Origin of the sequence: Bacillus manliponensis (assembly GCF_000712595.1) — a bacterium.
GTDB classification, from domain to species: domain Bacteria; phylum Bacillota; class Bacilli; order Bacillales; family Bacillaceae_G; genus Bacillus_A; species Bacillus_A manliponensis.
The window spans coordinates 130,671-144,854 of sequence record NZ_JOTN01000001.1 but is presented as its reverse complement, the minus strand read 5'-3'; the positions used below and the strand labels follow the sequence as shown (position 1 = coordinate 144,854).

At 33.8% G+C, this 14,184-nt stretch carries 6 protein-coding genes; 4 read left to right on the top strand and 2 right to left on the bottom strand.

From position 1 onward, the window contains the following. Positions 1 to 82 precede the first annotated feature (82 nt). Entirely contained in the window at positions 83 to 496 is a 414-nt protein-coding gene (gene mce, locus BAMA_RS00645) for a methylmalonyl-CoA epimerase (protein WP_034635034.1), read from the top strand. Next, positions 493 to 2,043, top strand: a complete 1,551-nt coding sequence (locus BAMA_RS00640; protein ID WP_034635033.1) for an acyl-CoA carboxylase subunit beta — start codon at positions 493 to 495, stop codon at positions 2,041 to 2,043. Before mce ends, BAMA_RS00640 begins: the two co-directional genes overlap by 4 nt. A gap of 189 nt (positions 2,044 to 2,232) precedes the next feature. Here the strand turns inward: BAMA_RS00640 and BAMA_RS00635 are convergent, their stop codons facing one another. Both BAMA_RS00635 and BAMA_RS00630 read right to left on the bottom strand, forming a co-directional pair. Then, the gene (locus BAMA_RS00635; RefSeq protein WP_034635032.1) at positions 2,233 to 2,886 is read right to left on the bottom strand and encodes a hypothetical protein; all 654 of its coding nucleotides are present in this window, start codon (positions 2,884 to 2,886) and stop codon (positions 2,233 to 2,235) included. Positions 2,887 to 3,282: 396 nt separating this feature from the next. Continuing rightward, a complete protein-coding gene (locus BAMA_RS00630) occupies positions 3,283 to 4,011 on the bottom strand; it encodes a 4'-phosphopantetheinyl transferase family protein (RefSeq protein ID WP_051758844.1) in 729 nt (242 codons plus the stop codon). Positions 4,012 to 4,738: 727 nt separating this feature from the next. Here BAMA_RS00630 and fabF point away from each other — a divergent pair. Then, positions 4,739 to 5,974, top strand: a complete 1,236-nt coding sequence (gene fabF / locus BAMA_RS00625; protein ID WP_034635031.1) for a beta-ketoacyl-ACP synthase II — start codon at positions 4,739 to 4,741, stop codon at positions 5,972 to 5,974. Between the two features lie 24 nt (positions 5,975 to 5,998). Further along, entirely contained in the window at positions 5,999 to 14,170 is an 8,172-nt protein-coding gene (locus tag BAMA_RS00620) for a non-ribosomal peptide synthetase (protein ID WP_034635030.1), read from the top strand. Positions 14,171 to 14,184: the final 14 nt, after the last annotated feature.

Here is a 14,184-nt window from a genome sequence, read left to right as displayed (position 1 = left end):
ACAAAAGGGCATTCAAATGTTGCTGAAATAGTATTTGAATATATGCAGTGGGTTTGTATTCATTTTGAAAAGGAGAATAAACATGCTTGAGAAAATTGGTCATATTGGAATTGCAGTACAGTCTTTGGAGAAAACATTACCATTTTATACGGATATCTTGAATTTAGAGCTTTTAGGAATAGAAGAAGTGGAATCACAACAAGTAAAAGTAGCTTTTTTAGAAATTGGTGAAAGTAAATTAGAGTTATTAGAACCATTAAGTAAAGAAAGTCCAGTAGCGCATTTTATAGAGAAACGTGGAGAAGGGATACATCATATAGCATTTGAAACAACGATACTAGAAAAGAGGATTCAATATATGAAGGAACGGGGAATACAGTTAATTAATAAAGCACCTAAACTTGGAGCTGAGGGTGCAAAAATAGCATTTATTCATCCGAATTCTAGTTATGGCACATTGTATGAACTATGTGACAAGGGAGGTGACCCTAATTGATTGATATTTACAGTAAAATAACTGAATTATATGACAAAAAAAGCACTATCCATATGGGGGGTGGTGACGAACAAATCTATAAACAACATCAAAGGGGAAAGCTAACGGCTAGGGAGCGAATTGAACTATTAGTAGATGAAGGTACATTTGTAGAATTACAACCTTTTATTGAACACCGGTGTACAGATTTTGGATTAGATAAAAAAAGTGGTCCAGGTGATGGTGTTGTTACTGGTTATGGTAAAATAAACGGCCGTCCGATTTATCTTTTCTCACAAGATTTTACAGTGTTTGGTGGCGCACTTGGAGAAATGCATGCTAAGAAGATTTCTAATGTGATGGATTTAGCTGCAAAAAATGGTGTACCAATTGTTGGGTTAAATGATTCTGGAGGTGCACGTATTCAAGAAGGGGTATTGTCTTTGGATGGATATGGTCAAATTTTCCGCAGAAACGTAAAATATTCAGGAGTTATCCCTCAAATATCAGTAATTTTAGGACCGTGTGCAGGTGGGGCAGTCTATTCACCAGCTATTACAGATTTTGTAATAATGGTTGAAGAAAAGAGTCAAATGTTTATTACTGGACCAAAGGTAATCGAAGCGGTAACAGGTGAGAGGATTTCATCAGAAAACTTAGGTGGAGCTAGAGTTCATAATAAAATTAGCGGAAATGCACATTTTTCAGCGGTAGATGAAGAGGAAGCTTTATACTTTGTACGTGTACTTTTGTCTTATTTTCCACAAAATTGTCAAGAAAAGCCACCTATGTTAAAAGAAGAATCAGAAGAAGATTATCGTATAGATTTAGCAGATATCGTGCCAAATGATGCACAACGTCCTTATGATATTCGGCGAGTTATTGAACAAGTAGTAGACTTTGCATCTTTTTTTGAGGTGCAAAAAGGTTTTGCTAAAAATATTGTAGTAGGGTTTGCACGTATAAATGGAGAATCAGTTGGACTAGTTTGTAATCAACCAAAAATACTAGCAGGAAGTCTTGATATTAACTCATCTGATAAGGCAGCAAGATTTATTCGTTTTTGCGACTCTTTTCAAATTCCGGTGATTACATTTGAAGATGTAACTGGTTTTTTTCCAGGAGTGAATCAAGAGCATAGTGGTATTATTCGTCATGGTGCCAAAGTCTTATATGCATATTCTGAAGCAACCGTACCGAAAATTACTGTGATTTTAAGAAAAGCTTACGGAGGAGCATATGTGGCACTAAATAGTAAAGCAATTGGAGCAGATATCGTATATGCATGGCCAAATGCAGAAATTGCAGTTATGGGGTCACAGGGAGCGGTAAATGTCATTTTTTCAAAAGAGATTAAGAATAGTGATGAACCTGAAGTAAGACGTCAGGAGCTGATTGATGAATATAGTGATAAATTTGGAAATCCTTATGTTGCTGCAAAGTACGGTATGGTTGATGATATTATAGATCCGAGGGAGACACGTATAAAACTGATACAAGCACTGGATATGTTACGAACAAAAAAAGAAGAAATACCTAAAAAAAAGCATGGGAATATTCCATTATAAATTGTTAATTATAGAATTTGGGGAGTAAGATAATAATAATAAATTCTTATGTAATTATATTTGGCTATGCTAGAGCGAGAGGGAAAGGTAAATTGCTGAGCAATAAAGTAAAGAACCTTGATTAATCAAGGTTCTTTACTTTATTGCTTAATTTATTAGTTTTGAATAGAAACTATTTTCTAATGAGATTTAAGATGCTGTGCTTTTAGATTCTTCACTTCTAGGGAAGAATGTGTAGGATAAAGAGATTGCCCCATCAATAGCTAGTATAAGTGTCCAAATTCTACTTAAGTTATTTACAGCCATATTATTAGTCGGTAATTGTGGGTGAATTTCTTCGAACCATTGTGATAGTGAACTTCCTATATTTTGGATATCATGAAGTTGATTAGAGAGACCGAATATTATTATAAATATAGCATGAACTACTACATAAGTAAGGAAATGAAAGAAAAATTGTTTTCTTTCATTTTTTGCATGTTCTTTTCCAGATAGTCTTTTTGGAATATTAACTTCTGGGATAGGGTTGCCTTTCCAACCTGCAACTTTTTTTTGTATAAAAGCATCAAGCTTTCTAAAATCATTTTTTCCATAAGTTAGTGCATAGACAATAATCACGACGATAATAATTTGGTAGTTTGAAAATTTCCCCGTTTTTAAGTAATCGAAAAATCCCATTGTAGCAATCCACAAGTCATTCACAATAAACAAAATAAAGAATGCTAAACTAGATTTTTTAAGTTCAAACCAATACCTTAATATTAAGAAACTTAGAATTGAAATCCAAAATACAACTTCAGCAATAATGAGAAATGTCCATTTGTTTTCTAAAATAAAATCCATTTTTTATCTCCTTATATTTTATATTAAATTATTTATTTTTCCCCTCTAAATGAGGAGTTTTATTCCTTAGGTAGCCGTCTAAGTTAATCTATGATGTTATCTTTAGGTGTTATGTTAAACTTGCATTTTTTGTGAAGACTCAAGTTGTATTTAGTATTCCTTTGCCCCTTTGTAATTCTTCATTCAATTTCATACAGTTACTTTTATCAATTAAGTTGTTTTTATTAATAATAAATGAAAGTCTTTGAAGAGGTATCTGATATAAGCTATGAAATAGGGATATGATAAAGTTTTCTTTAGTTAAAGGAACTAATTATCTTTTTTGTAATTATGTGGTGTTTTTTATAACGATTATATACTGAAAAATAAAAATATGTCAAAGAATCAATAAATTACCTAAGTTAGATTTAGGGACGCAACTGATGGTAGATATATAGTATGAACATCTACGGCATCATCTGTACAAATACAAGTAGAGTAACTATCTTTGACCAAAAAACTGTTAAGTATCCCATTTTTAACTTTCATATTTCTTAAAACAGTTTCTGAAGTTAAATGGCCTGAGAAATTGTTTGGTGGTTGTTGAAAGCCAGTACCTTGAGCTTTTAAAATGGCTTCTTTTTGAGTCCAAAGATGATAGAAGGCATGAACTTTTTCTGATTGTTGGAGTGTACGAAACCACTCTAATTCTATCTCGTTCATAATAATCGAGCTAAGTTCATCAATATTGATAGTAGGATTTATTTCCTCAATATCAACACCAATTATTCGATCTTTAGAGAAAGCAAAGGCTCCCATATTTTGAGAGTGTGAGATGTTAAAGTTTAGACCATCCTTATTTTGAGAAGGTGCTATAAAAGGTTTACCGTATGAATTGTAATGTAATTCAATCTCTTTCGGATCTCGCTGTAAGTAACAACTTAGTAAGAGACGTAAAGTACCGCGACAAATAATGAAAGTTTCCTTTGCCTTTTGATCTAGAAACCGCTTTGCTTTCAGTAACTCATTTTCCGATAAGTGGCTTTCTAGCAAATATGCAGACGAATCGAGATGTAATAACCATAAATGAACATCAGATTTTGATATTGGTTGAATATTGTCTAGATACTTCGGAATTGTAAGCATATTACCCTCCTTTTATTACTTTTCTTTTAACGTATTAGAAATTAATTTAAGAGTCAATAGATTCTGTAAATTATTGCGCTTTATACGGATATATAAAATTGTAGGAAAATTTATACTTTTATTAAACAATCACATGAAAAAGTAATAGGAATATTTGTAGTTAAGGAGAGATGTTAGAAATATTTTATCCCGCATTAACTGGCTGTAAGACTCCCACCTCAAAACTTGAGAGAAGCAAAGAAGTTTAGGGGGGAGATTAAGAGCCAGTAAAAGCCCGATTGGTTCAACTAACAATCAGTGGGGGATGAAGAAAACCCCGACTGAGTGAAGTTTCACTTTATTGCGTAATTGAAGCTTCTTTATAGATGAAAAAGTCTGGGAAGATTATAAAAATATATGAGGGGTTGTTTAATATAGAAACAGATTGTTTGCTTTATTTGTGAAGAATAATAAAAAGGTTTTTAATTTCTTATCTCAAAAAAGATGCGAGAAATACGGATGTGATTATAGTTGCAATATTATAGAATACTAGTCAATTAGAAATATAGAGAATTACCTATACGATATTAGGTTTAGAGATAGTGAAGTTTTATTTAGCTGAAATTTCTGTAAAAAATATTCAGCGCAGTATTCATTTTTTATTTTGAAAAAGGTTGCGGGAAATACGGATTTTTATATACATCTTATTTTGTAAAATAATATTAAATTCAGGCAAAGGGGATTATTAATGAAAAAGCGTGTAGTGGTTACAGGAATGGGAGTTATTACACCGATAGGTAACAATGTGGAATCTTTTTGGAATAATTTAATTCATGGTGTAAGTGGAGTTGACTATATAAGTTTTTTTGACGCAGAAGGATATGTAACTAGAATTGGTGCAGAAGTGAAGGGTTTCGATGCAAAAAGCTATTTTAATTCAAAAGAAATTAACCGAATGGATACGTTTACGCAATATGGAGGAGCTGCTGCAATACAAGCTATGAAGCAAGCAAACCTGCCAATGAATAAACTAAACCCTTATCGTATAGGAACCATTGTAGGATCAGGTGCTGGTGGCATGCACATGATTCTTGAAAATTATAAGAAGCTATTAGACAAAGGTCCAAGAGGAGTCAGTCCTTATTTAGCATCTGGAATGTTAAATAATGCTGTGGCAAATGAAATTGCCATCCGGTTTGGTGCTAAGGGGAAAAGTGGATCTTTTGTAACTGCTTGTGCTACAGCAGCAAATTGTATTGGTGAAGGAATGCGTGCCATACAGTACGATGAAGCCGATGTAATGATTGTCGGAGGAGTAGAAGGAGAATTTACTCCAATGGATATAGCTTCTTTCTCTAGAATTAAGGCACTTTCTACGAGAAATGACAATCCAAAAGAAGCAAGTCGACCATTTGATAAAAATAGAGATGGTTTTGTAATTGGTACAGGTGGGGGAGTGTTGATTCTAGAATCAGAAGAGTTTGCGAAGAAAAGAGGGGCAACAATATTAGCTGAGTTAGCTGGATATGGAGCAACAACAGATGCGTATCATATTACTGCTCCAGATGCTGAAGGTGAAGGGATGTTAATGGCAATGAAGCTTGCCCTAGAAGAGGCAAATGTTGGTCGCGAAGATATAGATTATATTAATGCTCATGGAACAAGCACAAAACTAAATGATTATTGTGAGACAATGGCTATCAAAAAGTTGATGGGGGATAAAGCAAAGTTGGTTCCAATTAGTTCGATTAAATCCATGACGGGCCATTTACTTGGAGGAGCTGGTGCTGTAGAGCTAATTGCAAGTATCTTATCTTTGAAACATGATATTGTTCCTCCAACTATTAATTATAAAGAACAGGATGAAGGATTAGATTTAAATTATGTTCCAAATGAAGCGCAAGCGCATAAGGTGACCATCGCAATAAGTAACTCATTTGGATTTGGTGGACATAATGTATGTCTTGTTGTGAAAAAAATTTAATGGATAAAACGAGGAGAGAATGAAATGAATGGAATTGAGAGACAGGCTATCACAAATGGCTCACATTTATTTGAGAATAGAGACTTATGTGTTCATGAATTGGTTGAGAGACAAGTGGAGTTGAATCCTACAAAATTGGCAGTAATTTTTGAAGAAAAAGCTTTGACTTATGAACAATTAAATGAAAAAGCGAATCAGTTAGCTCACTTTTTGATACAAAAAGGTCTAAAGCTTGAGGAGCCCGTTGGAGTTTATATGGAACGTTCTTTAGATTTGGTAGTTGTATTACTAGGAATTTTGAAGGCAGGAGGGGCATATGTACCGTTAGATCCTTCATATCCAAAAGCAAGATTGGAGTATATGCTTGAAGATTCTAGACCATCATTTATTATTTCAACGAAAGATAAAAGTCAATTGATTCATGGGTGTTCTCATGAAGCGCAAATTGTTACTTTAGATGAATGTGAGGAACTGGATCGACAAGTTAAGGTGAATCCTCAATCGTTAGTAACCCAGGATCATTTAATGTATATTATTTACACGTCTGGTTCTACTGGTAATCCAAAAGGGGTAATGAATACACATGTCGCTCTTAATAACCGCCTTCAGTGGATGCAAAAGGAATTTTCTTTAGATGAAAGAGATCGTGTGTTACAGAAAACACCTTATAGCTTTGATGTCTCGGTATGGGAATTCTTCTGGCCATTAATTGCTGGTGCAACACTAGTTATGGCCAAGCCAGATGGACATAAAGATCCAAGCTATTTGATGAAAACAATTGGTGATTATAACATTACAACTATTCACTTTGTGCCATCTATGCTACAAGTTTTTTTAGATGCATGGGTAATGAAGAAAGAGGATACATCCTTAAAAAGAGTTATTTGCAGCGGAGAAGCACTAACGAAGTCGATGGAACGAGCTTTTTTCTCAAAAATGGATAAAGTAGAGCTTCATAATTTATACGGACCTACTGAAGCAGCTATAGATGTATCTCATTGGAAATGTAACGGATTGGCGGATGGAGATGTAGTACCTATCGGTTATCCTATTAGCAACATTCAGCTATATATCATGGATGAAAATCAAGTTTTAATTGAGGAACCGGGAATTAATGGTGAACTGTATATTGGTGGAGTAGGTGTTGCCAAAGGATACTATAATAAACCTGATTTAACGAAAGAGAAATTTATTAAGAGTCCATTTGAAGATGAGGGACAATTATATAAAACTGGTGATATTTGTAGGTTACGTAAGGATGGTGGAATTGAATATATAGGGAGAAGTGACTTCCAGGTTAAGATTCGTGGTGTAAGAATTGAATTAGGCGAAATTGAGGCTGTTATCGAGCGCATTCCGTATATTAAGCAGTGCATTGTAAAGCCTTTTTATGAAGAGGATCATACGTATTTAACAGCCTATGTAACAGTAGCAGAGGGAAAAGATTGGGATGAAGAACAAGTAAAACAAGAGATTGAGCAATTATTACCTGAACAAATGATGCCATCTTTCTTCATTAGATTACAGGATTTACCTTTATCTTTGAATGGAAAAGTAAATCGAAAAGAACTTCCTAACCCTAAAACACTACGTATTGTTGAAAAAAAGGAACAGCCAGTAACGAAGTTAGAGAAAATAGTTGCTGATTTTTGGAAAGAACTACTTTATTTAAAAGAGGTAGGCGTTAGAGAAAAGTTTATTAATATAGGAGGAAACTCTTTATTTGCTGTAAGATTTGTTGCTCGAGTAAAACAGGATTTAAATATTTCTATTACTTTGGAACATGTATTTGAATATCCGACAATTCGAGAAATTAGTAAATTTATTGAGGAGCAAAATGCTGAAATGAACTTAGTCGAGTTGACAAAAAATAGCACGCCTAAGTCACGGATGGAACTTTCCCATTCACAAAAAAGGCTTTGGTTTCTTAATGAACTAGAAGGCTTAAATCCTTTATATAATCTACCTAACTATATAGAGATAGAAGGGAATTTACATGTTGAGTCATTAGAAAAAAGTTTGAATGATTTAATACAAAGTCAGGATATTTTAAGAACTAACTTTTTTACAGAGAATGGAGTTCCTTATCAAACAATCAATCCACATACAAATTGTGCTTTACATGTAATGGATTTATCTGCTCATGGTGAAGAGTGGGGAATGATTGAGGCTAAGAAGGAGATGGAATATGATTCAGTAATTCCATTTAATCTAGAAATGGATCCGCTCTATCGCTTTAAGTTATTTAAAATTGATGAACAGCAATATATCTTTTATTTTAATATCAATCATATTATTTCAGATGGTTGGTCTCATAGTGTCTTTAAAGCGGAACTATTTAAATTTTATAAGAGAAATATTACCTTAGAAAACGCTCATGTAGAAGAGAGAGTTCAATACAGTGATTATATTGATTGGCAAAAAGGCTTAGCGGATAGCCCTGGGTTTAAAAAACAGCTAAATTATTGGAAGGAAAAATTATCTGCTGAAACACCTTTTATTCAACTAACAGCGGATCAAGGTATAACATCTTCTAATAGTCACGAAGGGAATGTAGATTCATTTAGATTTCCAAAAGAGTTAATTGCTAGATTGGAAGAATTGTGTAAAGAAAAAGGCAGTACGCTGTTTATGGCAATGCTTTCTTTATATAAAGCTTTTCTGTACCGTCTTTCTGGTGAAAATGATTTAGCTGTAGGCATACCTATAGCAGGTCGTAACCATCCAAAGTTAGAGGAGCTAATTGGTTTCTTTGTTAACACTTTAGTCATTCGCAATAAGATTGATGGAGAAATGTCATTTGAAGATGTAATGCAAGTAGTTCGAAAGACATCTATTGAAGCATTTTCTAATAGTGATGTACCATTTGAGAAAATTGTAGAAGAAATCCAACCGCAGCGCTCTTTAAATCAGACGCCATTATTCCAGTACATGTTTGCTTTTCAAGATTTGGCTTCACAACTAGTGGAGGTATCGGATTTAAAGATTAGTGATCCAACTTTGATTCATAATGGAACAGCTAAATTTGATTTGACGTTATTTATTGAGAGGGATGAGAAAGGATACTTTGGAAAATGGGAATACCGGACTGATATTTTTGATAAAGAAACGATTGTAAGATTCACATCTATCCTTCTGAATTTACTTTCTAATATAACTGAAAATTCAGATTTACCGATAAAAAATCTTTCACTACTTACAAAGCAAGAAGAAGAGTTTTTAATTAAGGGGTTAAATGATACGAAGACTACATTTCCAGATGTTTGTCTCCATGAACTTTTTGAACAACAGGTAGAGTGTACTCCAGATTATATTGCAGTCAAATATGAAGGGGAACAGTTAACGTATAGAGAGTTAAATGAGAAAGCTAATCAAATGGCTCATTGTCTGCAACAAAAAGGAATTGTAGCCGACGCACCAGTTGGATTAAGGATTGATCGATCACTGGAGCTTGTTGTAGCTATGTTAGGAATTTTAAAGGCTGGTGGAGCATATCTTCCAATCGATGCGGAGCTTCCCGCAAATCGTGTACATTCTATATTAAACGATGCAAATGCAACTCTATGTTTGACACAAAAGTCAAATGCGAATTTGGAAAGTGAAGGTATTGAGTATGTGGAATTCTCTCTAAATGAAGAGAGTTTGAATAAGTTTCCAGTTACAAAACCACATGTTGCATTAAGTCCAGATCACCTTGTGTCCGTTTATTATACGTCAGGGTCTACTGGAAAACCGAAAGGTGTTAGTAGTACACACAGAGGTTGGGTAAACAGGATGAACTGGATGCAAAATAAACATCAATTAAAAGAAAAAGAAGTAGTTCTACAAAAGACAACTTTAACATTTGATGATGCTGCAGTAGAATTCTTTTGGCCACTAATGGTAGGAGGGGTTATCGCTCTTATTCCGAAAGATATGCATAAAGATCCTAATAGCATACTACAATGTGCAATTCATTATAACGTTTCGGTACTACAATTTGTGCCTAGTATGTTACAAATGGTAGTCGATTTAATTACACCTGAACAAAGAAAGTTATTATCTAACTTAAGGGTAGTTGTGTCGAGTGGTGAAGCTTTAAAGACTAATCTTATTAATGAATTTTATGAAAAGGTTCCAGGAAATTTATTTAATTCTTGGGGAGCAACAGAAGTATCAATCGATTCTACATGCTTTGATTGTGCTCCAGTTAATAGTCAAAATGCTGAAATTTGTTCGGTAGGTAAGGCAATTGATAACAACCGTGTTTATGTACTTAATCGTCATTTAAAGCCTGTGCCAATTGGTACTGTAGGTGATTTGTATATTGCCGGTATTGGCTTAGCGAGAGGATACTTGAATAATCCAAAACGAACGGCGGAAGCCTTTATTCCGGATCCTTTTTATCCAGGAGAAGCTATGTATCGTACAGGTGATAGAGGGTATTTGAGAGCTGACGGAAATATCATGTTCGTTGGTCGAGAAGATAATCAGATTAAACTACGGGGAATGCGTATCGAACTTGGTGAAATTGAAAATAATTTGAGAATGCTAGACAACATAAAAGAAGCGGTTGTGCTTGTTAAGAGCACTGATACCAATATGCAACATTTAGTAGCTTATTATACAGAAGGAAATGAGGACAAAAGTGCAAACTCTATAAAACGAATTTTGCAAAAGAACCTTCCAGATTATATGGTACCAAGCTATTATGTGAAATTGGAAAAATTCCCACTTAATGCGAATGGTAAGATTGATCGTAAGGCTCTTCCAGAACCATCCAAGGAGAATTTAGTAATAAACTCTCAATTTATAGCACCTAGAAATGAAGTAGAACAAAAAATGGAAGAAGTTTGGAAGTTGAGATTAGGTTTGGAGAGAGTTGGAACTCAGGATGATTTCTTTGAATTAGGAGGTCATTCATTATTAGCGGTACAAATTATTGCAGATATTAATAGAGAGTTTAATAGTAATTTGCAAGTCAAAGATTTATTCAAAAATTCTACTATTGAAAAAATAAGTCAGAATGTTCAACCTTATTTTGGCGTACGGAGGCTTGGAGAGCGTATTCAAAAAGTTGATCGAACTACGGATATCCCATTATCAGATGCTCAAAAGCGAATCTGGTTCTTAAATCAATTAAACCATGATGCAAAGTACAATATGCCACTTGTCTTAAAATTCAGTGGACTAGTAGATGAGGCTAAGTTAAATAATAGTATTAATCAACTAATTAATAGACACGAGTCTTTAAGAACGATTTTTATTGAGGAGAACGGTATACCTCAACAAAAAGTGTTGTCGAATCTGAATATTACTTTACAGAAGGAGGATTTGGAGGGGCAAGATTTACAAGTAGTAATTCAAAAGGAACTACAGAACACTTTTGATTTGTCTAAAAGCCCTTTAATTAGAGGGAAGTTAGTTAGATGTGCTGGTGAACATATATTAATTTTAACATTCCATCATATTATTTGTGACGGTTGGTCATTAAAAATTTTAAAAGAAGAGCTACTTCGGATTTATATGGGTAAGTTGGAGTTATTAGAAGAACCTACACAATATCCTGATTATGCTGTATGGCAAATGAAATATAAAGAGGAAAAAGAATATCAAGAGCAATTATTATATTGGAAGAAAAAATTAGCAGGACAAATTCCTTTGTTACAGTTACCGACGGATAAGCAATTAAAACAGTCTCAACAGACGAATTACACAATCCATAAAGTACTTGAAAAGGATGTTTCTAAGAGAATTAAGTCGTTTAGTAAAGAGCAAAAAATCACTACATTTATGAACTTTCTGACCACATTTAATATGTTGTTAAGCAAACTATCAGAACAAAAAGAAATCATTTTAGGTACACCAGTTGTCAATCGGAACTTAGAAGAGTTATCAAGTTCAGTTGGATTGTATCTAAATACGCTACCACTAAAAGTGGAATTGGATAACAATGAGCAATATACAAGTTTATTACAAAAAGTAAAACAAGTTGTTATGGAAGCATTCTCGCATCAAGATGTTTCTTTTGAAAGGATTGTTGAAGAGATTCAACCGGAGAGAAATTTGAGTAGAAACCCACTATTCGATGTTTTAATCAATTATAGAAATTTTGAAGAAGAAAAAACTTACAGGTTAGCAAATATGGAGGTAAAAGAGGTTGCGGTGGACTCCATTGAGTCAAAATTTTTCATGACACTTTATATTGAAGAAACTTTCGACAATTTTAATATTTCTTTAGCTTTCCAGAATAATATGTTTTCTATTGAAAGAATGGAAGAATTATTAAACCAGTATGAATACCTTCTAGAACAAGTTTTAGAAAATCCATCTAATTTAGTAGGAGACTTTTCTTTAATCACTCCTCATGTAGAAGCGGTATTGCCAGATCCAACAGTACAACTGGAGGAAGAAAATTTTCAAACAGTTATCGAGAGTGTGAAGTACTGGGCTTCAACTCAACCTAATCACGTAGCTGTTGAAGAGGGAGAAACTCAATATACGTATCACCATTTACAAAATCGCTCTCTACAAATTGCGAATGCAATTTTAGAACAAAATGTTGGAATGGAAAAAGTAATAGGAGTATATGGGGAAAGAAGTTTTGAAATGATCTCATCAATTTTGGGTGTTTTGCATGTAAAGAATATTTTCTTAAACATTGACTATCAAGTGCCAGAGCAGCGCATGAAGCGAATGCTAGAAATATCTCAAACAGCATGTATTGTAGCTACACAACCGATGCAATCTGAACACGAAAAAATTGCAGAAAATCTGGGGATACCAATAATTAAGACTTATCTGTTTCCTGAAACAAATTTAGTAACAAATATAAATTTAGATACGGATTTGATAAATAAAGATGCATATATCTTCTTTACATCTGGTACGACAGGTGAACCAAAGGGAGTATTGGGAACACATAATGGTTTAGCACAATTTTTGTATTGGCAAAGAACACAATTTGAAGTAACGCCAATGGATCGAACAGGGCAGTTAACACATGTGGCTTTTGATGTATATCTAAGGGATGTATTTTTACCTTTAACAAGTGGTGCAACTCTTTGTATTCCGAACAAAGAAGAGGATAATATTTTGAAATGGCTACAGGAGAAAGAAATAACTTTATTGCACGCGGTACCATCCCTTTCAAGAAATTGGTTATATGGTTCGGTAAATACGGGATGCTTAAATAAGTTAAGGCATATCTTTTTTGCAGGAGAGCCTTTACAAAGTACTTTAGTACAGGCGTGGCGTGAGATAACTGATGCACAAATAAATAATTTCTATGGACAAACAGAGACCACACTTGCAAAATGCTTTTATGAAGTGCCAATGGAATTAACTTTTGATGTAGTACCAATAGGTAAACCGATTTTTAATGCACAATTATTAGTTGTAAACGAAAGAGGAAAACTTTGTGGTGTAGGGGAACCAGGCGAAATTATCGTTAGAACGCCTTATTGTACGAAGGGGTACATTAATAAGAATATAGAAGCATTTTGTAAGAATGAGTTTACAAAGCAATCGGAAGATAAATTGTATCGCACTGGGGATATGGGAAGATTTCGTCCAGATGGTGGAATTGAGATTATTGGACGTAATGACGGAGAAGTGAAAATAAGAGGCGTTCGTATTAACAAAGGAGAAGTTGCAGCTGTAATTACTAAACAAATGAATGTAACACAATGCTTAGTTGTAGATGTTAATAAGGCAGGGGAAACAAGGCTTGATGCATATGTTGTATTTAAAGAGAAGGATAAGATAGATCTTAATCAATTACGAAGAGAGTTGATGAAAGAACTTCCATTAGTTATGATTCCAAATAAATTTATCGCGATTGATAAAGTACCTGTTACGAAAAATGGAAAAGTGGATAAGAAACAACTATTAAGATATGTAGTGAAACAGAAAGAACAATTAGAAGAAAGTGAACCCAGCTTGATAGAGAAAGAGATTATAAAGATTTGGTCGGAGCTTTTACCTAATAAGAAAATTAATCGTAACGATAATTTCTTTGAATTAGGTGGACATTCATTACTAATTGTGAAGATGATTTCTATTGTTCGTGAGTGTTTAAATTATGAAGTTAGTTTAAGAGTTGTTTTTGAAAATCCAACAGTGCAAGAGATGGCAACTTATTTACTAAATAGTAAAAAGAGAAAAGGTATTGTTATGAAAAAACTTGATCGAGTTAAACAGAAGGTTAAAGAATAAGAAGGAAGTGAAAA